The organism is Mycobacterium sp. OTB74 (genome assembly GCF_029892685.1).
GTDB lineage: Bacteria > Actinomycetota > Actinomycetes > Mycobacteriales > Mycobacteriaceae > Mycobacterium.
In genome coordinates this window covers 14,505-37,997 of sequence record NZ_JARXVD010000008.1, presented here as the reverse complement: position 1 = coordinate 37,997, position 23,493 = coordinate 14,505, and the positions used below count along the sequence as shown (strand labels likewise).

24 protein-coding genes and 2 pseudogenes are annotated in these 23,493 nt (G+C 66.4%); 17 read left to right on the top strand and 9 right to left on the bottom strand.

Annotated elements, in window-relative coordinates:
• Window position 1: 1 nt before the first annotated feature.
• Window positions 2–469 carry a ferritin-like domain-containing protein gene (locus M2432_RS12785; protein WP_280827182.1) on the bottom strand — a complete coding sequence of 156 codons (468 nt, stop codon included), beginning with the start codon at window positions 467–469 and terminating at the stop codon, window positions 2–4.
• Window positions 466–993, bottom strand: a complete 528-nt coding sequence (locus M2432_RS12780; protein WP_280827181.1) for a hypothetical protein — start codon at window positions 991–993, stop codon at window positions 466–468. Before M2432_RS12780 ends, M2432_RS12785 begins: the two co-directional genes overlap by 4 nt.
• Before the next feature lie 146 nt (window positions 994–1,139).
• Here M2432_RS12780 and rimP point away from each other — a divergent pair, with 146 nt between their 5' ends.
• From rimP to M2432_RS12735, 9 genes are all read left to right on the top strand, one after another.
• Window positions 1,140–1,712 carry a ribosome maturation factor RimP gene (gene rimP / locus M2432_RS12775; RefSeq protein ID WP_280827180.1) on the top strand — a complete coding sequence of 191 codons (573 nt, stop codon included), beginning with the start codon at window positions 1,140–1,142 and terminating at the stop codon, window positions 1,710–1,712.
• On the top strand, window positions 1,709–2,737 hold the full coding sequence (nusA, locus tag M2432_RS12770) for a transcription termination factor NusA (protein ID WP_280827179.1): 1,029 nt from the start codon (window positions 1,709–1,711) through the stop codon (window positions 2,735–2,737). Before rimP ends, nusA begins: the two co-directional genes overlap by 4 nt.
• A gap of 70 nt (window positions 2,738–2,807) precedes the next feature.
• Complete coding sequence (locus M2432_RS12765; protein ID WP_280827349.1) at window positions 2,808–3,182, top strand: DUF448 domain-containing protein; 375 nt, start codon at window positions 2,808–2,810, stop codon at window positions 3,180–3,182.
• Between the two features lie 76 nt (window positions 3,183–3,258).
• On the top strand, window positions 3,259–6,102 hold the full coding sequence (gene infB / locus M2432_RS12760) for a translation initiation factor IF-2 (protein WP_280827178.1): 2,844 nt from the start codon (window positions 3,259–3,261) through the stop codon (window positions 6,100–6,102).
• A 3-nt stretch (window positions 6,103–6,105) separates the two neighbouring features.
• A complete protein-coding gene (gene rbfA / locus M2432_RS12755; RefSeq protein ID WP_280827177.1) occupies window positions 6,106–6,609 on the top strand; it encodes a 30S ribosome-binding factor RbfA in 504 nt (167 codons plus the stop codon).
• The gene (locus M2432_RS12750) at window positions 6,584–7,585 is read left to right on the top strand and encodes a bifunctional oligoribonuclease/PAP phosphatase NrnA (RefSeq protein ID WP_280827176.1); all 1,002 of its coding nucleotides are present in this window, start codon (window positions 6,584–6,586) and stop codon (window positions 7,583–7,585) included. The genes rbfA and M2432_RS12750 overlap by 26 nt, the downstream gene beginning before the upstream one ends.
• A gap of 18 nt (window positions 7,586–7,603) precedes the next feature.
• A complete protein-coding gene (locus M2432_RS12745; protein WP_280827175.1) occupies window positions 7,604–8,932 on the top strand; it encodes an MATE family efflux transporter in 1,329 nt (442 codons plus the stop codon).
• 9 nt (window positions 8,933–8,941) lie between these two features.
• Window positions 8,942–9,589, top strand: a complete 648-nt coding sequence (locus M2432_RS12740) for an FMN-binding negative transcriptional regulator (RefSeq protein ID WP_280827174.1) — start codon at window positions 8,942–8,944, stop codon at window positions 9,587–9,589.
• 201 nt (window positions 9,590–9,790) lie between these two features.
• Window positions 9,791–10,114, top strand: coding sequence for a hypothetical protein (locus tag M2432_RS12735; RefSeq protein WP_280827173.1), 324 nt, complete (start codon window positions 9,791–9,793; stop codon window positions 10,112–10,114).
• Window positions 10,115–10,124: 10 nt separating this feature from the next.
• On the opposite strand, the gene M2432_RS12730 is transcribed toward M2432_RS12735, so the two are convergent.
• From M2432_RS12730 to M2432_RS12720, 3 genes are all read right to left on the bottom strand, one after another.
• Window positions 10,125–11,828 (bottom strand): MinD/ParA family protein, encoded by a 1,704-nt coding sequence (locus M2432_RS12730; RefSeq protein WP_280827172.1) that lies wholly within the window; start codon window positions 11,826–11,828, stop codon window positions 10,125–10,127.
• A gap of 1,121 nt (window positions 11,829–12,949) precedes the next feature.
• The gene (locus M2432_RS12725) at window positions 12,950–13,456 is read right to left on the bottom strand and encodes a hypothetical protein (RefSeq protein ID WP_280827171.1); all 507 of its coding nucleotides are present in this window, start codon (window positions 13,454–13,456) and stop codon (window positions 12,950–12,952) included.
• 229 nt (window positions 13,457–13,685) lie between these two features.
• Window positions 13,686–14,432, bottom strand: a complete 747-nt coding sequence (locus M2432_RS12720) for an enoyl-CoA hydratase (RefSeq protein ID WP_280827170.1) — start codon at window positions 14,430–14,432, stop codon at window positions 13,686–13,688.
• A 23-nt stretch (window positions 14,433–14,455) separates the two neighbouring features.
• Here M2432_RS12720 and M2432_RS12715 point away from each other — a divergent pair, with 23 nt between their 5' ends.
• Entirely contained in the window at window positions 14,456–14,722 is a 267-nt protein-coding gene (locus M2432_RS12715; RefSeq protein WP_280827169.1) for a DUF2277 domain-containing protein, read from the top strand.
• On the top strand, window positions 14,719–15,294 hold the full coding sequence (locus tag M2432_RS12710) for a DUF1802 family protein (protein WP_280827168.1): 576 nt from the start codon (window positions 14,719–14,721) through the stop codon (window positions 15,292–15,294). Before M2432_RS12715 ends, M2432_RS12710 begins: the two co-directional genes overlap by 4 nt.
• Here M2432_RS12710 and M2432_RS12705 read toward each other — a convergent pair.
• On the bottom strand, window positions 15,283–16,929 hold the full coding sequence (locus M2432_RS12705; protein ID WP_280827167.1) for a CocE/NonD family hydrolase: 1,647 nt from the start codon (window positions 16,927–16,929) through the stop codon (window positions 15,283–15,285). The genes M2432_RS12710 and M2432_RS12705 overlap by 12 nt on opposite strands.
• Window positions 16,930–17,033: 104 nt before the next feature.
• A complete protein-coding gene (locus M2432_RS12700; protein WP_280827166.1) occupies window positions 17,034–17,618 on the bottom strand; it encodes a DUF3558 domain-containing protein in 585 nt (194 codons plus the stop codon).
• Window positions 17,619–17,760: 142 nt separating this feature from the next.
• Here M2432_RS12700 and M2432_RS12695 point away from each other — a divergent pair, with 142 nt between their 5' ends.
• From M2432_RS12695 to truB, 3 genes are read left to right on the top strand one after another with little or no spacing between them, the layout of a single operon-like run.
• Window positions 17,761–18,702 carry a metallophosphoesterase gene (locus M2432_RS12695; protein WP_280827165.1) on the top strand — a complete coding sequence of 314 codons (942 nt, stop codon included), beginning with the start codon at window positions 17,761–17,763 and terminating at the stop codon, window positions 18,700–18,702.
• Window positions 18,699–19,373 (top strand): 4'-phosphopantetheinyl transferase, encoded by a 675-nt coding sequence (locus M2432_RS12690; protein WP_280827164.1) that lies wholly within the window; start codon window positions 18,699–18,701, stop codon window positions 19,371–19,373. The genes M2432_RS12695 and M2432_RS12690 overlap by 4 nt, the downstream gene beginning before the upstream one ends.
• On the top strand, window positions 19,370–20,263 hold the full coding sequence (gene truB / locus M2432_RS12685) for a tRNA pseudouridine(55) synthase TruB (protein WP_280827163.1): 894 nt from the start codon (window positions 19,370–19,372) through the stop codon (window positions 20,261–20,263). The genes M2432_RS12690 and truB overlap by 4 nt, the downstream gene beginning before the upstream one ends.
• A gap of 4 nt (window positions 20,264–20,267) precedes the next feature.
• Here the strand turns inward: truB and M2432_RS12680 are convergent.
• A pseudogene (locus M2432_RS12680) lies at window positions 20,268–20,839 on the bottom strand (aldo/keto reductase); the annotation flags it as partial.
• Window positions 20,840–20,846: 7 nt separating this feature from the next.
• On the opposite strand from M2432_RS12680, the pseudogene M2432_RS12675 reads away from it, so the two are divergent.
• A pseudogene (locus M2432_RS12675) lies at window positions 20,847–21,230 on the top strand (TetR/AcrR family transcriptional regulator); the annotation flags it as partial.
• A gap of 4 nt (window positions 21,231–21,234) precedes the next feature.
• On the opposite strand, the gene mntR reads toward M2432_RS12675, so the two are convergent.
• Complete coding sequence (mntR, locus tag M2432_RS12670) at window positions 21,235–21,939, bottom strand: manganese-binding transcriptional regulator MntR (protein WP_280827162.1); 705 nt, start codon at window positions 21,937–21,939, stop codon at window positions 21,235–21,237.
• An 80-nt stretch (window positions 21,940–22,019) separates the two neighbouring features.
• On the opposite strand from mntR, the gene M2432_RS12665 reads away from it, so the two are divergent.
• Together M2432_RS12665 and rpsO are read left to right on the top strand one after the other, a co-directional pair.
• Window positions 22,020–22,991, top strand: a complete 972-nt coding sequence (locus M2432_RS12665) for a bifunctional riboflavin kinase/FAD synthetase (RefSeq protein WP_280827161.1) — start codon at window positions 22,020–22,022, stop codon at window positions 22,989–22,991.
• Window positions 22,992–23,090: 99 nt separating this feature from the next.
• Window positions 23,091–23,360: a 30S ribosomal protein S15 gene (rpsO, locus tag M2432_RS12660; protein ID WP_280827160.1), complete on the top strand. Its 270-nt coding sequence runs from the start codon at window positions 23,091–23,093 to the stop codon at window positions 23,358–23,360.
• The last annotated feature ends 133 nt before the right edge of the window (window positions 23,361–23,493 follow it).

Here is a 23,493-nt window from a genome sequence, read left to right as displayed (position 1 = left end):
GCTACTCGGTACCGCCAGGGAACGCCACGGTGTTGGGCGTGAGGCCGAGCACCTGGCGCCAGCGGGCGGCCAGCACCGCGCAGTCGGTGAGGGCTTTGACTGCCAGGGCGCGGTCCTCGTTGGTGCCGGCCTGTTCGACGACAGCGCGCCAGGCGGCGGCCGTGTCCTCTTCCATGCGTATCGCTGCTTTGGCTGCGTCAGTTGGGTTGTCCACCTCGAACGGCAACTGGTAGCCCGCGGCGGGCAACGGCGCCGGAATCGACCTGGCTGCCAGGGCGGCAATCCCGGCCTCGCGGTGGTCGCGGTGCTGGGCCAGCGCGTCGGCCACCAGGTCGTTGACGTCGGGGCTGGTGTGCGCCGAGACCAGCCCGTATCCGTAAATGGTGCCGTGTTCGGCGTTGATCGCATCGAATAACGCGGCATCGGCCGGGCTGGCGGGGCGCGACGAGGAGGGGTGCGGGCTGGTCATGAAGGCCTCCCGCCGAGGGTGACGGTGAATGCAGCGGTACACGCCGCCGCGATCGATGCCAACAGCCCGGCCGGATAACCGGACAGACCTGAGGCGACGTGCGCAGCGCTGTCCGCGGACTGTTGCAGGGCGGTGATGACGTCCTGCGGGGTTGGGGGTGTGGTCGGTACCGCGGAGGTGGCAGTTCCGGTCGCCGCGGCCGGAGTGCTCGATGCGGTGCTCGACGCGGCCTGGGCTGCGCCTCCGATGCGGCTGAGCTCGTCGGACAACGCTTGGGCGTGGGCGTCACGAATCGAGGCGACCGCCGTCAGTGCGGGCGCGAGTTTCGGCGGTGCGGCGCTGGCTGCGGTGGCGGCAAGCTGGCTGTCGTTGCGGGCCTGTTGTAGCTGGCCCTGTAGCGCATCGAGGGCGGGATCGCGTTGAGGCGGCGTCGAACAGGCCGACACCGTGCCGCCGGCAAGGGCCAGGGCTGCCGCACCGATCAGGACGCGCCGTCTGCTGACGGTGGTTTCGGCGTTCGGCACAGCCACATCCTGCCATTGCCACGGCGCCGCGCGGACGCGCGGTGCGTTCGGCAATAGCCACTGCATTGCTGGCGTATCGTTGACACTGGATTTCGCCCTTTTGGGGGCCTGTCCAGACCCGCACAACTCAAGATGAGGAGCTCGCCGTGCCCCGGGAGACGCCGGAAAGTCCGCTGCCGCCTAGCCGGTTACCGACCCAGGGTCAGGTGCTTGAGCTACTCACGGGGCCATTCGCGGATTCCGGTTATGACATCGAGGACGTGCGGGTGGAGGCCGGCGCCAAGCCGCCGCGGATCGTCGTCGTTGCCGACGGGGACGACGGTCTGGATCTGGATGTTGTCGCGGATCTGTCGCGCACCGCGTCAGAGCTGCTGGACCGCTATGACGCGGAAACCGTCCCTTACGTGCTGGAAGTGACTTCGCCGGGGGTGGATCGGCCGCTGACCACCGGTACCCATTTCCGGCGCGCACACGGCCGCAAGGTCGAGGTGACCCTGGCCGACGGTGCCGCGCTGAGCGCCCGTCTCGGGACCTCGGACGGTGTGCACGTCGACCTCGTGATCGCCGACCGCGGCCGGTTGTCGGTCCGTCGGGTGGAAATCGCAGATATTACGAAAGCTGTTGTACAGGTGGAGTTTTCACCACCCAATCGCCGTGAGTTGGAGCTGGCGGGTGTGGATAGTGCGACGGACGTGAACGGAGAGGAGGCCGACCGATGAACATCGATATGGCGGCACTGCATGCCATCGAGGCGGACAAGGGGATCAGTGTCGAGGTCGTCGTCGACACCATCAAGACCGCACTGCTGACCGCCTACCGGCATACCGAGGGCCACGAACCGGACGCGTACATCGACATCGACCGCAAGTCGGGCATGGTCCGGGTGATCGCCCGGCAGACCGACGCCGACGGCAACGTCATCCACGAATGGGACGACACCCCAGAGGGTTTCGGCCGCATCGCGGCGACCACCGCGCGTCAGGTAATCCTGCAACGGCTGCGCGATGCCGAGAACGAGAAGAACTACGGCGAGTTCTCCGCCCGGGAAGGCGACATCGTCGCCGGCGTGATCCAGCGCGACGCCCGGGCCAACGCCCGAGGCCTGGTCGTGGTCCGGGTCGGCACTGAGGCCAAGGGATCCGAGGGCGTCATCCCGGCTGCCGAGCAGGTGCCCGGTGAAAGTTATGTGCACGGCGACCGGGTGCGCTGTTACGTGGTCGGGGTCGCTCGCGGCGCCCGCGAGCCGGTGATCACGTTGTCGCGCACCCACCCGAACCTGGTGCGCAAGTTGTTCTCGCTGGAGGTTCCCGAGATCGCCGACGATTCGGTGGAAATCGTCGCGGTGGCCCGCGAGGCCGGGCATCGGTCCAAGATCGCGGTCGCCTCGCGGGTGCCTGGGCTGAACGCCAAGGGTGCCTGCATCGGCCCGATGGGCCAGCGGGTGCGCAACGTGATGAGCGAGCTGTCGGGCGAGAAGATCGACATCATCGACTATGACGAGGACCCGGCGAAGTTCGTGGCCAACGCGTTGTCGCCGGCCAAGGTGGTCTCGGTGACCGTCATCGACGAGGCGCAGCGTGCCGCGCGCGTGGTGGTACCGGATTTCCAGTTGTCGCTGGCCATCGGCAAGGAAGGGCAGAACGCCCGGCTGGCGGCCCGCCTCACCGGGTGGCGTATCGACATTCGAAGTGATGCGGACGACGGTACTCATGGCGACGGCCGCGGAGCCACCCGGGACGGTTAGCTGAAAACCGCCGGTGGGAGGCGTTGTCTCGGTACCAGAACGGCACCTGGGTGCCAAGCCGACCACGATTCTGTCCCGACGGCCGTTGACGGTAGACTGCAGTGTGATCCAGCGCGAGAATTCGGCAGCCCCGGTACGTACCTGTATCGGATGTCGGAAGCGAGAGCTGGCCGTCGACCTGCTTCGGGTGGCGGCTGTGTGCGACAGGGACGGCAAATGCGGCGTTTCAGTCGACTCAGCGGGTAACCTGCCGGGTCGGGGTGCGTGGTTGCATCCCGATCAGCAGTGCCTCCATGCAGCAATTCGGCGGCGAGCATTCGCCCGAGCGTTGCGCATCACCGGTTCGCCGGACACCTCCGCGGTGGAAGAGTTCGTCAGATCCCTGAACGGACTCGAACCAGCGCGGCAACCAGAACAGGTAGCGAAGAACATGAGCACACCGTGAAGTCCCGATGACCATGCGTCATAGCTAAACCCGAGGCGCGGCCCACCACCGCTGTCGCCTCACGACGAGGAGAGAAGTGGCAGGTAAGGCACGCGTACACGAGTTGGCCAAGGAACTCGGTGTGACCAGCAAGGAAGTGCTCGCCCGACTGAGCGAACAGGGCGAGTTCGTCAAATCAGCGTCCTCCACCGTGGAGGCACCCGTTGCGCGCCGGTTGCGCGAAGCATTCGGCGGTGGCAAGTCAGCTCCCGCCCCGTCCGCTCCGGCAGCCAAGCGGGCGGCGCCGTCTGGTGGGCCGAAGCCCGGTGCGCCCAAGCCGGCTGCTCCGCAGCCGCAGGCTACGGCCCCTACTCCGGCTCCGGCACCCGCTCCCGCTCGTGCGGCAGAGGTGTCCGCACCGGCCGCACCCGCTGCACCGGCCGCCCCTTCGGGTCCGAAGCCCGGTGCGCCCAAGCCGGCTGCTCCGCAGCCGCAGGCTCCGGTCGCGCCGGCTGCGCCCGCCGCAGCTGCGGCTCCGGCGCCTGCCCCGGCCACGCCGCGTCCGGCCACTCCGGGTCCGCGTCCGGGTGCTCCGAAGCCTGCACCGCGTGCCCCGCGGGTCGGCAACAATCCGTTCTCGTCGCAGCAGCCGGCTGAACGCCCGGCCCCGCGTCCGCAGGGGCCGCGTCCGGGTCCGGGCACCGGTGGTCCCCGTACTGGTGGCGGCCCCCGTCCGGGCGTCACGCCCGGCAACATGCCGCCGCGTCCGCCCGGCGCACGGCCCGCTGCGACCGGCCGCCCAGGCGGTCCGCGTCCCGGCCCCGGCGGTGGTCCCCGTCCGGGAGGCGGTCCCCGTCCCGGCGGTGCCGGTGGTGGCGGTAACTACCGCGGCGGTGGCGCCGGCGGTGGTGCCGGTGCCGGCGCAGCTGGTGGTGGCTTCCGCGGTCGTCCGGGTGGCGGCGGTGGCGCTCCCGGTGGCGGTGGCCCCGGTGGTGGCGGTGGTCGTCCCGGTCAGCGCGGCGGTGCCGCGGGTGCCTTCGGGCGTCCGGGTGGCGCACCCCGTCGTGGCCGTAAGTCGAAGCGGGCGAAACGCGCCGAATACGAGAACATGCAGGCGCCGATCGTCGGTGGCGTGCGGTTGCCGCATGGCAACGGCGAGACCATCCGGCTGGCCCGTGGCGCGTCGCTGAGCGACTTCGCCGAGAAGATCAACGCCAACCCGGCCTCGTTGGTGCAGGCGCTGTTCAACCTGGGCGAGATGGTGACCGCCACCCAATCGGTGGGCGATGACACCCTCGAGCTGCTGGGCAGCGAGATGAACTACGTCGTGCAGGTCGTGTCCCCGGAAGACGAGGACCGCGAGCTGCTCGAGTCGTTCGACCTCACCTACGGCGAAGACGCCGGCGACGAGGAAGACCTGGCCAGCCGGCCGCCGGTGGTCACCGTCATGGGCCACGTCGACCACGGCAAGACCCGACTGCTGGACACCATCCGCAAGGCGAATGTCCGCGAGGGCGAGGCGGGCGGCATCACCCAGCACATCGGTGCCTACCAGGTGCTCACCGAGCTGGACGGCAATGAGCGTCTGGTGACGTTCATCGACACCCCGGGTCACGAGGCGTTCACCGCCATGCGTGCCCGCGGTGCCAAGGCCACCGATATCGCGATCCTGGTGGTCGCCGCGGACGACGGCGTCATGCCGCAGACCGTTGAGGCCATCAACCACGCCCAGGCCGCTGATGTGCCGATCGTGGTGGCGGTCAACAAGATCGATAAGGAAGGCGCCGATCCGGCCAAGATCCGGGCCCAGCTGACCGAGTACAACCTGGTGGCCGAGGACTACGGCGGCGACACCATGTTCGTCGACATCTCGGCCAAGCAGGGCACCAACATCGACGCGCTGCTCGAAGCGGTGCTGCTGACCGCCGATGCCTCCCTGGACCTGCGGGCCAACCCCGACATGGAGGCCCAGGGTGTGGCCATCGAGGCGCACCTGGACCGCGGTCGTGGCCCGGTGGCCACGGTGCTGGTCCAGCGCGGCACGCTGCGCGTCGGTGACTCGGTGGTCGCCGGCGACGCCTACGGTCGCGTCCGCCGCATGGTCGACGAGCACGGCGACGATGTCGAAGAGGCGCTGCCGTCGCGTCCGGTTCAGGTCATCGGTTTCACCTCGGTGCCCGGCGCCGGCGACAACTTCCTGGTCGTCGACGAGGACCGCATCGCCCGGCAGATCGCCGACCGGCGCAGCGCGCGCAAGCGCAACGCGTTGGCCGCCCGTAGCCGCAAGCGCATCAGCCTGGAAGACCTGGATTCGGCGCTGAAGGAAACCAGCCAGCTGAACCTGATCCTCAAGGGCGACAACTCGGGCACCGTCGAGGCGCTCGAGGAGGCCCTCATGGGCATCCAGATCGACGACGAGGTGGAGCTGCGCGTTATCGACCGCGGTGTCGGTGGTGTCACCGAGACCAACGTCAACCTGGCCTCGGCCTCGGACGCGATCATCATCGGCTTCAACGTCCGCGCAGAAGGCAAGGCCACCGAGCTGGCCAACCGCGAGGGCGTCGAGATCCGGTACTACTCGGTGATCTACCAGGCCATCGACGAGATCGAGAGCGCTCTGAAGGGCATGCTCAAGCCGGTCTACGAGGAGAAGGAGCTCGGCCGCGCCGAGATCCGCGCCATCTTCCGGTCGTCCAAGGTCGGCAACATCGCCGGTTGCCTCGTGCAGTCGGGCATCATGCGGCGCAACGCCAAGGCCCGCCTGCTGCGCGACAACATCGTCATCGCCGAGAACCTCACGGTGTCCTCGCTCAAGCGCGAGAAGGACGACGCCACCGAGGTGCGCGAAGGCTACGAGTGCGGTATGACGTTGACGTACAACGACATCAAGGAAGGCGACATCATCGAAACGTACGAGTTGGTCGAGAAGGCTCGTACCTAAGCGATGGCTGATCCGGCACGGGCCAAACGACTGGCCAAGCGCATTTCGACGATTGTCGCCTCGGCGATCGAATACGAGATCAAGGACCCGAGGCTGGACGGCGTAACCATCACCGATGCCAAGATGACCGGTGATCTGCACGACGCCACGCTGTACTACACGGTTATCGGGACCAGCCTCGACGAGGAGCCGGACTATGCCGGCGCCGCGGCGGCGCTGGAGAAGGCCAAGGGCACGTTGCGCACAAAAGTCGGCGCGGGGACCGGCGTCCGGTTCACCCCGACGCTGACTTTCGAGCGCGACACCGTGCCCGATGCCGCGCACAAGATGGAGGAGTTGCTGGCCCGGGCCCGGGCCGCCGATGCCGACGTGGCCCGGATTCGGGAGGGTGCAACGCACGCCGGTGACGCAGACCCGTACCGTGTCTGCGGGGAGGAGTCGGCGGACGAAGAAGATGGACTCGAGGGCTCCGAGGATCAAGGTGACGGCGATCGAACCGAAGACTGAGGTATTGCCGCAGGGCGCGCGAGTTGATGCGCGCGGCGCGGCCGAATTGCTCAGCTCGGTCCAGAGCGTCAGCGTGGTCAGCCACGTCTACCCGGACGCCGACACCATCGGTGCGGGCCTCGCGATAGCGCTGGTCCTCGAATCCGAGGGCACCGAAGTCCAGGTCTCGTTCGCGGCGCCGGGACAACTGCCCGAGTCGTTGCAGACGCTGCCCGGCGGGCATCTGCTGGTGCCTCCCGATCAGATGCGCCCCGATGCTGACTTGGTGGTCACGGTCGACATTCCCAGCGCGCAGCGGCTGGGCTCGCTGGGCTACCTGGCCGATGAAGGCCGCCACGTGCTGGTGATCGATCACCATGCATCCAATCTTTTGTTCGGCACCTCGAATTACGTTGATCCGTCGGCAGATTCGACCACTCTGCTGGTGGCCGAGCTGCTCGATGCCTGGGGCAAGACCATCGAACTGCCGGTGGCGCACTGCCTGTACGCCGGGCTGACCACCGATACCGGCTCGTTCCGCTGGGCCAGTGCGCGTGCGCTTCGGCTCGCCGCACGGCTTCTGGACATCGGTGTCGACAATGCCGCCGTTAGTCGCGCGCTCTTGGACACCCACCCGTACTCCTGGCTGCCCATGTTGTCGCGGGTGCTTGCCTCGGCCTGCCTGGTGCCCGACGCTGCCGGCGGTCTCGGTCTGGTGTATGCCGTTGTGCCGCATGAAGAATATGCGCCGGCCCGGCCCGAGGAAGTGGAAAGCATCGTCGACATCGTTCGGACCACGGCTCAGGCCGAGGTGGCAGCGGTGTTCAAGGAGATCGAACCGCAGCGTTGGTCTGTGTCGATGCGTGCCAAGACCAAGGTGGACTTGGCAGTGCTGGCCAGTTCATTCGGCGGCGGTGGTCACCGGTTCGCTGCGGGCTACTCGGCGAGCGGAACCGCCGACGAGGTCGTCGCGGCCCTGTGTTCCGCCCTTGGCTGACCCCTTTTTGCAGCTAGCGTGCGTGTCGTGACAGCTGAGCGACAGGTGACCGGCCGCCGCATTGCGGCGCTGGCCTTTCCGGCGCTCGGTGTGCTGGCGGCCGAACCGATCTATCTGCTGTTCGATACCGCGGTGGTTGGCCGGCTGGGTGCGCTGCCACTTGCTGGTCTGGCCATTGGCGGGCTGGTCCTGAGCATGGTCAGTTCACAATTGACCTTTCTTTCCTATGGCACGACGTCGCGGTCAGCCCGCTTCTACGGCGCCGGTGACCGGGCCGCCGCTGTTGGGGAAGGGGTGCAGGCCACCTGGCTCGCGATGCTGGTCGGTCTGCTGATCGTTGCCGTGGTGCAGACCGCCGCAGTGCCGCTGTTGCGAGCGCTGGCCGGGCCCGGTCAGATCGCCGAGACGGCGTTGGTGTGGTTGCGCATCGCTATCGTCGGGGTGCCGGCGATCCTGGTGTCGATGGCGGGCAACGGGTGGTTGCGCGGGGTGCAGGACACCGCTCGCCCGCTGCATTATGTGCTTGCCGGAGTGGGGGTTTCAGCGGTGCTGTGCCCGCTGCTGGTGTTCGGCTGGGTGGGGTTGCCGCGGCTGGGCCTGGCCGGGTCGGCGGTGGCCAACCTGGTCGGGCAGTGGATCGGTGCCGTGCTGTTCTGTAGAGCGCTGGTGTCCGAACGGGTGTCGCTGCGGCCGCGGCCCGACGTTTTGCGCGCCCAGTTGGTGCTGGGCCGGGACCTGGTTTTGCGGTCGTTGGCGTTCCAGGTCTGCTTCATCTCCGCCGGTGCGGTCGCGGCGCGATTCGGCGCGGCGGCTGTCGCGGCCCACCAAGTGGTGCTGCAGCTGTGGAATTTCCTTGCGCTGGTGCTCGATTCGCTAGCGATCGCCGCACAGCAGCTGGTGGGTGCAGCGTTGGGTGCCGGACAGCCCAAGGCCGCCACCTCGGTGGCAGCCAGGGTGACCTTGTTCTCCCTGGTCGCGGCGACGGTGCTGGCAGCGCTGCTCGCGCTCGGGGCGTCGGTGCTGCCGGCGTTGTTCACCACCGACCAGGTGGTACAGGCCAAGATCGGCGTTCCGTGGTGGTTCATGGTGGCCCAATTGCCTATCGCTGGAATCGTTTTCGCGCTGGACGGCGTGCTGTTGGGGGCCGGTGATGCCGCTTTCATGCGCACCGCCACCTTGATCAGCGCCCTCGTCGGGTTCCTGCCGCTGATCTGGTTGTCACTGGTGTTCGGCTGGGGGCTGGCCGGGATTTGGTCGGGGCTGAGCACCTTCCTGGTGCTGCGTCTGGCGTTCGTCGGCTGGCGCGCGCTGTCCGGGCGGTGGGCTGCACCGGCACCCGCGGGATAGCCTCGGGCCATGCTGATCCATCCCTGGGACGCGCAGACCGATGCCGACGAATGGCGGCAGTGGCTGGCCCGCACCGACCGGTTCGGGGTGCTGGCAGTGAACAATCGCGACCCCGGCCAGGCACCCATCCTGGTGCCGGCGCATTTCACCGTGGCCGGTGACGAGCTGCTGATGCACCTGGCCCGACCCAACACGGTGTGGGAACACCTGGCCGTCGCCGAGGAGGTGCGCCTGGCGGTGATCGGTGACTATGCATACATTCCGTCGTACTGGCGGGGAACCGACGACGCCGGTGTCCCGACCAGTTATTACGCGAGTGTTCAGTTCGTCTGTCGCCCAACGATTGTCGACGAGCCGGATGGCAAGGCCGAGATCCTTGGTGCACAGCTCGAGGACTTCCAGCCTGAGGGCAGGCACGGTGAGGTGGCCGCCGAACAGGACCCGTATGGCCGGATGTTGCCTGGCATCCGCGGCCTGCGCCTGGCCGTAATGGCGGTCGAAGCGAAGTTCAAATACGACGATGCCAAACCCGTCGAGCAGCGACGACAGGTCAGCGCCAACCTCGACGAACGCGGCCGGGCGCTCGATGCCGCGGCCGCCACCCAGCAGCGTCGTCGACTGGAAGCCATCGGCGACTGGCAGACCTACCGGGCGTAGGCGACGGCGTCACCCTCGCTGGGCCCGAGTGCGCACAAAGCACACCTGACTCGGCCTCTTGCCGGACAGACGCACACTGTCGCCCCTTCAGAGTTGGTTTTCGAGCATGCTGCCGACATCAGGTGGGAAGGGCCGACCGGCGTAACTTGATAGGAGCGTGGCACTCCCACCGCAGCGCTGGATTGTCGGCAGGGAAATCAGATGAGAATCACCATTGATCCAAACATCCGAATCGAAAACAACTGGACATACGTGGGGTTCGGTGACGTGTTCGGAAACGTTGACGAGCTAAGCCCTGGCGACTGGGTAACGGCGATGTGGGAGGAAACTGACCAGATAGCAGATGCCATGGTCATGTGTATCGACTACGAGCGGAAGCTAGTCGACCTCGCCGTTGACTGGCCATCGTTCCGGAAAGACCCAAGCCGTGGGTTGTCCGTTGACTGGTCATCGTTCCGCAAAGACGAGGAACCCAAGATTGTCGGGAGCCTCACGTCGGATTCAGCAGACAGACGTGAGGAGTAAGAATGCCTGGTCATGAGAAGCTTGCAGCGGACCCGCGGCCGGAAGTAGCAGGTCGGTCTGATGTTGATCGTCGACCAGCAGCGGCACCCGGCTCGATGCCGGGTTCAGCGTCTCGGATGCGGCGGTGACCGCCTTGTCGGCGGTGGTAGTCATCGTGTCCCCTCGGTCGCTCAGCGGTCGCAGCGAAATACTCCGCGCACGCGGCGGCCAGCTCCAGGAGGCGCCGCCGGGTCCGCCGATTGAGTTCCTCCCTGATGTCGATCACCCCGCCCGGGCGCAGGTGCGCATCGAACGGTATCTCGATAACCTTCTGGCCCCGCTTGCCGAACCGCTCCACCAGCAGAGCACGATCATGTTTGGCGGAATGCCCGTCAGAGTCATTGACCACCACCACGGTGCTGTGCAGCAGACCGGTGAAGCCGTTATTGGCCAGCCATTCCAGCATCTGCCCCGCCGCCGAGGCGCCGCCATGCCACGGTGATGACACCACAATCAGCGCATCAACATCGGCGAGCACCTGCTGGGTCACCGCCGAATCCAGGGTCGATCCGCAGTCGACGATCGACAATGTGAAGTGCTTGTCGAGTTGCATCGTTGCCTCGCGGTAGATCGCGGCGTCCAACACGCGACGCCGCGCGGTGGCTGCTTCCCCCGCCAGCACGAACAGCCCGAACTTGTTGCTGCCCACCCGGCTGCGGATATCGCTGAACGTAAACAGCTTCTTGTCTGCGGCCAACTCCCAATAGGAGCCTGACGTCGCCGGGTCGATCAGGCTGGCCAGCTTGCCGAACCCGGTGTCGGCGTCTATGGCCACCAGCCGGTCGTCCTGGCGCAACTCGGCAAACACCGACCCGACGCTGGCGGCGATGGTGCTTTTGCCGACCCCGCCCTTGCCTAGCACACCGATCTTGTAGGTGCCGCGCAACAGTGACCGGGTCTTGGTCTCCAGCTCACCCTGATACCGCTCGTCAGGGGATTGGCCCAAATTGATCAGCTTGAAACTGGCGACATAGAGGGCTTTGCGCCAGCCTCGACCCGGGGGGATGCGCCGGATGGGCACCAACTCGCCACTGCGGAGGTCTTCGAGATAATTCCAGTTGGCCGCCGAACCCTGGGCATGGTTGAAGCCCTGACCACCCGCGGGCCATCCGCCCGGCGACCGCTGTGCCGGCGTGGGCGGCTGCTGCCGCGACTGGCCTGGCCGGGCCGTAAAGGCCGCGGGGCGCGGCGGGGGCTCTCCGGGCTTCGGTGCGATGTTGTAAGGCTGCTGTTCATACTGAGCAAAACGATCCGGCCGCGGCGGGGCCTGGGTGACAGGCTCACTCAGACCGCCCGAATCCGGCGGCCCGATGGGCAGGGCCGGTCGCGCTGTGTCACCGTGCGGCGCCAGTCCATCCGGCACCGAGGCCGTCGAGCGGCCGGCCCTTACATCGGGCGCCGCCGAGTGCTGCGTACCGGGCTGGACCTGCCACTGAAATACCTTCTCGAACGGTATCGGGTCGAATGACGGGGCTTCGCCGAGCAACGCGCCACCGCCGAGCCCCGGCGGGGGATCACCCGACGGGCCGCTTTCGGCCGATGGCGGCTCGGGCGAGTCGCTCTCGAGCCTGTGCGGCATCGAGTCGGAGGGGTTTATGTAGCGCTCGGGAAACTCCGGCGGCCGCGGCGGCGGGCCGGCCTGATCGTCGGAATGTTCGCCCTGGCGTTCGGTCATAATGCGATCCAATCAGCGGAAATGCACGGTATCCGCACTACTTTTTTGCTCGAGATTTAGTGTTCAGAGCCTCCCTAAGACATGCGTGGCGGGTTTTAATGGAAATGCCCGCGACAAAGACGAGAGATGCGATGCCGTCTTCAACGTCTTTGTCGAGGGCATGGCAGATATTGGAATACCGCCGCCGGTATTACGCGGGGCGATAAAACTCGATTAGTGGGCCTTCCACATGACCAGCAACTCTAACAGGGGAAGCGCCAGAGGCCCCCGCTATCCATCGAAGGGAAGCGTAGAGCCGAAAGAGAGAAACTCCCACCGGAAATGTAATACCTGAGCCGAACGGGCCGATAGTATATACGTGATTCTCTTGCTGTGGAACTACCGCCGTACCCCCCGGACCGACAAACTGCGGAAAGCCCGGCACGACGAGATTACCTGGTGGGAAAGGGCTGACAGCCTGAAGCCACGCGTCGATCTGCCACGTGCCAGCAGCGGGCCCCCCCGTCGTTGCCCAGCGGAATGTCAGGTCCCAAGTGTCTGGCGCGTTCGGACCCGTCCCGGGGCCTACCGTGATGAAAGTATCCGGTTGTGCCGAAGAGCTTGGGTTCCCTAGGTTGGTGAGGATGCATACAGGGTCCGTTTCGTCCGGGAAAGCGGGGTTCGCCTGGATATTGAAGGGGGGCGCTTCTCCCAGCTCGACAAAGTCGTGTTGCTTGAATGGAATCGAAATGCTCATTTTTTTCCTGCTCCTAGTAATTTCCGGCACGGGTGGGCCATCCACCCGCCCTCCCGGATCGGCCCGGTTGGCCTGGGCCCAACGTATGGAGGGTAAGGGCCGTTAGGGAAGAATGCGGTCCGCTCACCGGACCGGGACCCAGCTCAGCTTGACTTGTCGGTGCTGCCGGAATGGGCTGGCAGGACTGACCGTGCGCCATTCACTCGTTGGCGATTCAGGCACCAGAAAATAGCCACCGAGGATTGCCACTGTGGCCGTTCTTCTGTGGTTGTCGGGTCGGTTGTTCCATCTCGTCGACTGCGTGCCGGGAGATAAGGGTGCTGTCATCATCGGCTGCGACCTTTCGTGTCCGAACACGCGGCCGATTGGAATGCCGCAGCCGGTATTACACGGGCTTATAAAACTCGATCAGTGGGCCGTCCGCGCGACCAGCAATTCTGACAACGGGCGGCGTCCCGATACTTCTCCATCGTAGGGTCGCGAAGAGCCGACAGAGAAAAATTCCCGGCGCCGGAATACTCCCGCCGATCGGGGGAACAATCACTGATTCGTCATATTTCTGAGGATTTACCCCTGAGACGATTTTCGGAAAGTGCGGCACGGTGATATTCGGAATCGGGCCGGTGAGGCTTTGAAGAAACGCGTCCAGTTGCCATGAGCCGGCGGCGGGTCCGCCCGTCGTTGCCCAGTGGAATGTCAGTTCCCAAGGGTCTGGACCGTTTGGAGGCGCCTCGTCACCTACCGTGATGTAAGTATCCCTTCCTGGAGGGAGCCCCAAGTTGCTGAGGATGCATACCGGCTCCATTTCTGCCGGGAAATCGGGGTTCGCCTCGATCTTGAACGGGAGTGGGGTTCCCAGGTCGACAAATTTGAATGGAAACGAAATGGACATTTGCCCTGCTCCTAGTGCTTCCGGCACGGGTGTCCCATCCACCCATTCTCCTGGGTTGGCCTGGTTGGCCTGGGCCAAACGTATGGAAGGCGAAGGCATTAGGGAAGAGCGCGATCCGCTCGGCGGACCGAAACGCAGCGTGCCGGGGCCGACTAAAGGAAACGGAAGTTCTCACAGCGGGGCAGCGTGTGGTGCGGGTGGCACCACGCTGACGGCCCAGACCCGCGTCTCAGACCTGGGCGCGGCCGCGCTGCATGACGGCGTCGCGGTTGGCGGCGATCTCGTTGCCGACGGCGCTGTTCCAGTCACGGGCCGACGAAGCCTCAATCCACAACCCGGCATCGGTCTGCGAGGCGTCGATCCGGTGGTACGAATCCAGCAGTGCGCGAACAGCTTTCTGGTTGTTGCCGACGATGGACGCAGCGACGCGGCGTGCTGCGGGCAGCAGCTCGTCGTGTGCCACCACCTCGGTGACCAGGCCGGCCCGCAGCGCCTCGGCCGCTGACAGGTAGTCGCCGGTCATGCTCATGCGCCGGGCCAGGCCGACGCCGAGCTTCTGCGGCAGCCGCACGCTGAGCCCCCAGGTGGGCAGCAACCCGACCCGGGCGTGAGTGTCGGCGAACTTGGCGTTCTCCGAGGCGATCAGGATGTCGCAGTACAGCGCCAGCTCAAGGCCGCCGGTGACGGCCGGACCGTTGATGGCGCCGATCACCGGCTTGGTCAGGTTGGGCCAGCGCGGCGAGATGTCGGGCAGCTCGGCGCCTTCGCCGAGTTCTTTGAGGTCCAAGCCAGCGCAGAACACCGGGTCGGCGCCGGTCAGAATGATGACGTCGACGTCCGGATCGGTCTCGGCAGCCCGCAGCGCGCCGTAGAACTGGTCACGCAGCTCGGTGGACAGGGCATTGCGAGCCTGCGGCCGGTTCAGGGTCAGAGTGCGGACCCGATCGGTGGTGTCGATCAGAAGGCAGTCGGTCATGCCCTGAACATATCGTGTAGGGCATGTGCCGAAACATCACGGAGCTGCGTGGGCTGCAACCGGCGGCCACAGCTGAGGAGATCGAGGCCGCCGCGCGTCAGTACATCCGGAAGGTCAGCGGGATCACCCGCCCCACAGCGGCCAACGAAGAAGCATTCGAGACTGCCGTCGCCGAGGTCACCGCAGCCACGACGAAACTGCTGGCTCAGCTGCCTGAGCGTCGTCAACCGCCCAAGACAGTGCCGCCGCTTCGTCGGCCTGAGGTGCAAAAGAGGTTGGCGGCCAGGTGAATTCGCCGGCGCTCAAGGAGTGGGGCGCGGCCGTGCTGGCGCTGCTGGACGGGCGTCAGTGCGTGCTGCTGCGCAAAGGCGGCATTCACGAGAAGCGCTTTGCGCTACCCGCGCACGTGAGGAGCAATCCGGCTTCAGCGCCGCAGTTCGTGTTCTTCCCGACCGTCGCGCACAGCCACGCCGAGCGGGTGCGTCCTGAGCACCACAGTCTGGTCACCGAGGCGGAACCGGACAGCACCGACTCGACGCTGGTGATCAGAGGGGGAGCGAAAGTGGTTGCCGCCGTGGAGGTCAACCGTCCGGAGCACCTGGATGACCTCGCCGGTCTGCACATCTGGACGGCCGGATCGGTGCGCGAGGACCGACTGGATTTCCGGCCCCGGCACCGGTTGACGGTCCTGGTGGTGCAGGCCCGGCCGCTGACCGCGCCGGTCACCATCGCGCGCAGCGCCGATTACGCGGGCTGCCGCAGTTGGGTGGACCTGCCGCTGGACCCGCAATGGGGCGCACCGGTGCACGACGAGGCGACGCTGCAGGCCGTCGCCGCGAAGGTGCGCACCTCAGTCGGCTGACAGCGTCGCCACGGGGAGGACGAGTTTGGACAGTCCGCCGGTGCCGTGGTGCACGGTATGGGTGGCCGGCACCATCTGCTGCCCGGAGACCAGCGGTTCGGCGGTTCCCAGATTGCGGGCGAATCGCGGATGGCAGCCACCGGCGACAACCACCCTCAGTCGCGAGCCGGCCCGCACCTGGTAGGCAACCGCATCCAGCTCGAGTCTCACGGTGCTGGGGGCGCTGGGATCTGTTGTGAGCCTTCGGTATCCGTCTGTGATGTTGCGCGATCGGCCCTTGGAATCCACCTCACTGACCCGGACGAAGATGTCCCGGTGCGGGTTGTCGCAGGACAAGGTCAGCTCAGCCACCGGCACGCCCAGCAGGTACAGATCCTCGGTCAGCACATCCCCGGTGAAGTCGACGACGTCGGGTCGCATCGATAGCGCCGAGTCGTCGCAGTAGCCCGCGTCGGTGGACAGCAGCCGGCCACCGATTGTCGGTGTCGGCGCAGCCGGGTTGAAGGTGAACCGCGACGGCGGCTGGGCGGCTGACGGAGCGTCGGCCGCCAGTCGGTGCGCCGGGTGCAGGTACAGCTCACACTCGGTGGCGGCCGGCGGCCAGTCCTCCATGGTTAGCCAGCCCTGGCCGGTGACCTCGACCCGTACCGGCGCCCGCTCGGTCGTCGGGGTATGGCCGGCCAGGTGGTTGTCCAGCCAGGCCAGCGATTCGCGCACCACCGTCGGCGCGCCCTTGGACATGAGGTGAGTGTGCGTCCAGGAACCGATGGTCACCGCCGTCGGGACGCCCCGGCTTCGGAGGTGCTGGTACTGGCTCAAGGTCTGCTCCAGGAACAGGTCCTGCCAGCCGCCGAACAGCAGCACCGGCACGTCGACCTTGTCGAGCACGTCGTCGAATGCCATGTTCTCCCAGAACCGATCGTCAGCGTTCGGATGGTCCAGCCACGACTCGTACCACGATGCCCCGGTACCCAACAGGTCACGGCCGGCCTGACCGGCCGGCACCTGATTGCTGGCGCGTGAAACCAGCCGCGGTGCCCGCAGTTGGCGCAACCCGACGGCAACGCGGTTCGGATCTTCCTGGTGGGCCATCATGTCGCTCCAGCCCAGAAAATCGTTGAGCTTGAATGAGCCTGCGCCCCAAGTGGATTCGGCGAAATCATGCGGGCCGACGGCAATGATCGCAGCCTTGAGCTCGGGCGGCGGATCGGTCAGCAAGGCCCACTGGGTGAAGCCCAGGTACGACAACCCCATGGTGGCGAACGACCCGGTGAACCACGGCTGCTCGCGCAGCCAGACCACGGTGTCGGCGGCATCGGCGATCTCGTTGACCATAGGGTTGAACTCACCGCCGGAGCCGAAGGTGCCGCGCACGCTCTGCAGCAGCACGTGATAGCCGCGGGTGGCATAAATCGAGCCGAACAGCGTCGCGAACGGGAACCCGCGCCCGTACGGGCAGCGCACCAGCAACGTGCCCTTCGGCGCACCCGTCGGCTTGTAGTGGTTGCCGATCAGCTCGACGCCGTCGCGCATGGGCGTGCGTGCCCGGGTCATGGTGTAGTCCGCTGTCGGCGGCGGCACGTGGAGCGCGCGGCTCAGCGCAAGGGAGGCGTAGCGGGTGATTCTTGAGCTCACCTAGCGAAGGGTACTGATGGCTCCTGTAAAACCCCCGTTAATCCTGCGTTCAGGGCGCCGAAGTCCGAGTGGCCGGCGCCGCGGCCGCGGGATCAATGACGGAATCAGAACTTGTAGTACGGCACCAGCTGGTTGGCCCGCTGCAGGTTGGTCTGCAGGCAGTCAGGCCGGTCGGGCGACTCGATGGGCGAGTAGTACAGCGACTGATTGATGATGCCGTAGTGGGTTTTGAAAGTGATCATGCAGGTGGTCCACCACCGGTCATTCCAGTCGGTCGGCTTCATGATCCAGTATTGGGCCGCACGGTGCCCGGCGACGGTCAGCTCGACGGCATCGGGCGGCAGGGTTTGCTCGTAGGTGCGCCACACAATCGGCTCGATCGCCATCTGATAGTTGCCGGCGTCGTAGTGACAGCGCAGACCGTCCTCGTGGTCGGGCGGGGTGAAGCCCAGGCCAAGGCCGTTGGTGACGTCGAGCGGGATCTGGTCGCACGGGTCGAACGGGTTGGGGTCGGTGGTGGGGACCACCGGCCACTTGATGGTGGTGGACGGGCCGCTCATGGGTGCGGAGGTGGAGCGCAACTGGACCCGGTCGGCGTTGGTGGTGGTAGCCGGGTTGCTCTGCCAGACCACGACGACCGCTGCCACCAGCGCACAGATGGCCGATAGCAGCCGCAGTTTCGTAGCCATTGCACTCCTCGTTAGGCAGACCGGATGTTGCCGGGAGTCTACAAGTCGCTTAGTCCCAACCGAACGCGAAGCAGGAACCTGTTCTAGTTCTGTCCCGCTGTATGGGAGGGATGACCGAATCGTCCAAGTAGGGTGTTCGGTTGTGTCGAACCACCCGACTCTCTGGGCGATCAGTGACCTGCACATAGGTCACACCGGGAACAAGCCGGTCACCGAGTCGCTGCACCCTGCCTCGCCGGACGATTGGCTGATCGTCGCCGGTGACGTCGCCGAGCGCACCGACGACATCCGCTGGTCGTTGGACCTGTTGCGCAAGCGCTTTGCCAAGGTCATCTGGGTCCCCGGTAACCACGAACTGTGGACCACCAACAGGGATCCGATGCAGCTCTTTGGCCGGGCTCGCTATGACTATCTGGTCGACATGTGCGACCAGATGGGCATCGTCACCCCTGAGCATCCGTTCCCGGTGTGGACCGAGGAGGGCGGCCCGGCGACCATCGTGCCGATGTTCCTGTTGTACGACTACACCTTCTTGCCCCAGGGCACGGCGACCAAGGCTGAGGGCATGGCGCTGGCCCGGGAGCGCAATGTTGTTGGGACCGACGAGTTCCTGCTCTCGTGCGAGCCATATGCCACCCGCGACGCCTGGTGCCGCGACCGGCTGGCGGTTACCCGCAAGAAGCTCGACGACCTGGACTGGATGACCCCGACGGTGCTGGTCAACCACTTCCCGCTGGTGCGCGAACCCTGTGATGCAATGTTCTACCCGGAGTTCTCGCTGTGGTGCGGTACCACCGCAACGGCCGACTGGCACACCCGCTACAACGCGATCTGTTCGGTGTACGGACACCTGCACATCCCGCGGACCACCTGGTATGACGGCGTTCGGTTCGAGGAGGTCTCGGTCGGCTATCCGCGAGAGTGGCGGCGCCGCAAGCCGTATCGCTGGATGCGGCAAATCCTGCCGGACCCGAACTACCAGCCCGGGTATCTGAACGACTTCGGCGGTCACTTCGAGATCACCGCGGAGATGCGCGAGCACGCACAGAAGATGCGAGAGCGGCTGAAGAACCAGGGCAGATGACTGAACAAATGAGTCCGCTGTTGTCGGCCGTGCTGCCCGATATGGTGGCGACGGCCGAAATGTATTCCGATCCGGCCGATCTGGCTCCGCTTCCGGAGGAAGAGCCGCTGATCGCGCGTTCGGTTGCCAAACGCCGCAACGAGTTCATCACGGTGCGCTATTGCGCCCGCGAGGCCTTGGGCAAGCTGGGCGTCGGTCCGGTGCCGATTCTGAAGGGGGACAAGGGCGAACCGTGCTGGCCGGACGGGATCGTCGGCAGCTTGACGCACTGTGAAGGGTTCCGTGGGGCCGTGGTCGGTCGTACGGACGAGGTTCGTTCGGTGGGCATCGACGCCGAACCGCATGGCGTGCTACCCAAGGGGGTGCTCGACGCGGTGTCGTTGCCAGCGGAGCGGACCGAGCTGAAAGCTCTGGCCGGTGGCCTGCACTGGGATCGAATCCTGTTCTGCGCCAAGGAAGCAACGTACAAGGCCTGGTTCCCGCTGACGCACCGCTGGTTGGGCTTCGAGGATGCGCACATCACCTTCGCCGCGGACTTCTCTGGTACGTCGGGGACCTTCCGGTCGCGTATCCTGATCGACCCGACTGCCGAATCAGGCCCGCCGTTGAGGGAGCTGCCGGGCCGCTGGACGGTGGCCAACGGTCTTGTGGTGACGGCGATTTCGCTGTGAAACCACCGCCACCAGAGCCCGGCTTGGTCATCGTCGACAAGCCGGCCGGGATGACCAGCCACGACGTGGTCGGCCGGTGCCGCCGATTGTTCGGCACCCGCAAGGTGGGCCATGCCGGCACCTTGGACCCGATGGCCACCGGTGTGCTGGTGGTCGGGATCGAGCGGGCCACCAAGATTCTGGGGCTGCTGACCGCCACCGACAAGACCTACATCGCGACCATCCGGCTCGGTCAGACTACCTCCACCGAAGACGCTGAAGGTGAAGCGCTGCAGACGATTCCGGCCGGACACGTCACCGACGAGCAGATCGCGCGGGCGGTCGCCGCGCTGCGTGGCGAGATCGACCAGGTGCCGTCGGCGGTCAGCGCCATCAAGGTCGACGGCGAGCGGGCCTACAAACTGGTGCGCGAAGGCAAGGCTCCGGAACTGGCCGCGCGTCGGGTTCGCATCTCGCGGTTCTCGGTCGACGCCACGCGCCGGATCGACGAGTTCGTCGATGTGGACGTGACTGTGGACTGCTCATCGGGCACCTACATCCGGGCGCTGGCCCGCGATGTCGGAGCCGCGCTCGGGGTGGGTGGACATCTGACGGCGTTGCGGCGCACCAAGGTTGGCCGATACGGCCTGGAAGAGGCGCGGACGCTGGATCAGTTGGCCGACGCCGCCGAACTGAGCTACAGCCTAGACGCGGCCTGCCTGCTTGGGTTCCCGCGCCGCGACCTGACCGAGTTCGAGGTGCAGGACGCCCGACACGGCCGGGCGTTGGCGCCCGCCGGAATCGACGGCACCTACGCGGCCACCGCGGCCGACGGTCAGGTGATCGCCCTGCTGGAGGACGGCGCCAAGCGCACCAAGTCGGTGGTGGTGCTGCGTCCGGCAACGCTGTAGCCGCTCAGTCGCTTTCGGCCAAAAACGGTTCTGCCCCGTGCCGGTGCGCGGTGTCTGCCCCGGGCAGAGTGCCAACGCCATCCAGGACTGCTAGCGCCTCGGCATCGAGCTGGATCGAACCGGCCGCCGCGTTGTCATCCAGATGTGCGATGGAGCGGGTGCCGGGGATCAACAAGGTATTTGGGGCATGCGCCAAGAGCCACGCAAGCCCGATCTGGGCCGGCGTTGCGCCGATTCGGTCGGACACCTTCTGTACGGCAGGGTTGTCGGCGACGCTCGGGAATCCCGGGAATGCCGAACCGAGGGGGAAGAACGGCACCCAGGTGATGTGCTCCTCGAGGCACAGCTGCAGGGTGTCCTCCTGCACCCGGTCCAGCACGCTGTATGCGTTCTGGACGCAGGCGATGCCGGCTGGCAGGGCAGCGCGATCATCTCGGCCTGCACGCCCGGGGCCAGGTCCATGCGCCGCAGGTTGACCACCGGAATCTGTTCCAGCCCAAGCTGACTCAGGTCGGTCTCGACTGCGGCGCGCAATTCGGCCGGTTTCTGGGCGGCGGCCAGCGGCACGGGGCCGTCGGGAACGCTGGTCGAGGCGGTGTACCGGGCCGAATTGGCCGAGATCGCAGCCTCGGCGCAGGACCTGTTGCGGGCCCATCCGCCGGCCGAGGCATTACGACTCTGGATGGATCGCTACGCGGTGTTCGTGGCCACCAAGCGCGGTATGGCCGAGTCGCTCACGGCGATCTTCGCCTCCGGTGCGATCGACATGGGGGACACGCGCAGGGGCGTGATCGGCGCGATCAGCGCGCTACTGGCAGCGGGCGCCGGCGATGGCGGCCTGCGGTCGCATGTATCTGCGGATGACGTGTTCGCCAGCTTGCTGGGCATCATGCTTGCCAGCGGGTCGCCCGAGCAGCGCCAAAGGATGTTCGACCTACTGCTTGCCGGCTTGGTCGCCGGCCGATGACGCGCTAAGCGACTACCCAGATCGCTTCTGCCGCAGGGCTTCCCAGATCGACAGTCGACTCGTCGGAGGCGTCGCCGGTACCCGGATTGGTCACCGCCACCGAGATCATCCCGGCGAAGTCCCGCCGCGCCAGCACCCGAAGGTGCGAGTCCAGGGTGATCCCGACGCTGTCGAAGTACCGCAGCATCTCCGGATCATGGTCAGAGATGCGGGCCACGGTTCCGGAATCACCGTCGGCACAAGCCGACAACTGCCGGGCCGGAGGTGTCGGCACCTGACCGTCGGCGGCCGGGATCGGGTCACCGTGCGGATCGCGGGTCGGGTAACCGAGTTTGGCGTCGATCCGGTCCAGCATCCGGTCGCTGACCGCATGCTCGAGGATCTCGGCCTCGTCGTGCACCTCGTCCCAGCTGTAGCCCAACTCCTGGACCAGGAACGTCTCCATCAACCGGTGCCGGCGCACCATGGCCAGTGCGGCGCTGCGCCCGGTGTCGGTCAGGGTCACCGCGCCGTACTTCTCGTGGTGCACCAGGCCCTGATCGGCCAGCTTGCGAATGGACTCGGAAGCCGTCGAGGCAGACACCCCAATGCGCTCGGCCAGCATCTTGGTGCTGACCTTCTCGTGCGACCATTCCCGTGCTGTCCAGATGACTTTCAGATAGTCCTGGGCAACCGGGGAGAGCTCGGGCGGGTTGTCGTCAGGACTCACAGCACGAAGTTTAGGCAATCATCACCTGATCCGGGGATCTGACGCTGCCGGTTGTGGCAGTGCGCCGTAGGCTTGCGGGCGTGCAACGCTGGCGGGGGCAGGATGAAATCCCCACGGATTGGGGCCGTTGTGTGGTCACCATCGGGGTGTTCGACGGTGTGCATCGTGGGCACGCCGAGCTGATCAACCATGCTGTGAAGGCCGGTCGGGCCCGCGGCGTACCGACGGTGCTGATGACCTTCGACCCGCATCCGATGGAAGTGGTGATGCCGGGCAGTCATCCGGCGCAGCTGACCACGCTGACCCGGCGTGCCGAACTCGTCGAGGAACTCGGCATCGACGTTTTCCTGGTCATCCCGTTCACCACCGACTTCATGAAGCTCACCCCCGAGCGCTACGTGCACGAGTTACTGGTCGAGCGGCTGCACGCAGTCGAGGTGGTGGTCGGCGAGAACTTCACCTTCGGAAAGAAAGCCGGCGGCAACGTCAGCCTGCTGCGCAAGGCCGGTGATCGGTTCGGCTTTGCGGTGGAGGGCATCTCGCTGGTCGCCGAGCATCACCAGGCCGAGACGGTGACGTTCTCGTCCACCTATATCCGGTCCTGCGTAGACGCCGGTGACATGGTCGCCGCGACCGAGGCCCTGGGCCGCCCACACCGGGTCGAGGGCGTCGTGGTCCGCGGTGACGGCCGCGGCCGCGGCCTGGGTTTCCCGACCGCCAACGTGGCGCCCCCGATGCATTCGGCCATCCCGGCCGACGGGGTTTATGCTGCCTGGTTCACCGTGCTGGGGCACGGGCCGGCGGTGGGCACCGTGACGCCGGGGGAGCGCTACCAGGCGGCAGTGTCGGTCGGCACCAACCCGACGTTCTCGGGCCGCACCCGCACGGTAGAGGCGTTCGTACTGGACACCGATGCCGACCTGTACGGCCAGCACGTCGCGGTGGATTTTGTGGCCCGCATCCGCGGCCAGGAGAAGTTCGAATCGGTGGACGAGCTGATCGTGGCGATGGACCGCGATACGCAGCGGGCTCGCACGATTCTGGCTACGTAATAACTTCCTGTTAGACTGCCCGACGGCCTGGCATGTGCTGCAGTTCGCGGTGGCCTTGCCTTCACTATTCTTCGCGGACCCGTTTATTGGAGTTGTTTCGTGGCGCTCACCGTCGAACAGAAAAAAGAGATCCTCGGCCAGTACGGCCTGCATGAGACCGACACCGGTTCGCCGGAGGCTCAGGTTGCCCTGCTGACCAAGCGGATCGCCGACCTCACCGAGCACCTCAAGGAGCACAAGCACGACCACCACAGCCGTCGTGGCCTGTTGCTGCTGGTCGGCCGTCGCCGCCGGCTGCTCAAGTACGTCGCGCAGGTCGACGTCGCTCGGTACCGCTCGTTGATCGAGCGCCTGGGTCTGCGTCGCTGACGCTTCCAGGACTCAACGAGGATCGCCAGGTCTGCCATCGGCAGTCCTGGCGATCGGCGTTTACGGGGCCAACCCGGTGACTTTGGTGACCCGTGCGTGCGGATTTTCCAGATTTGGCGTGCATACCCCGCAC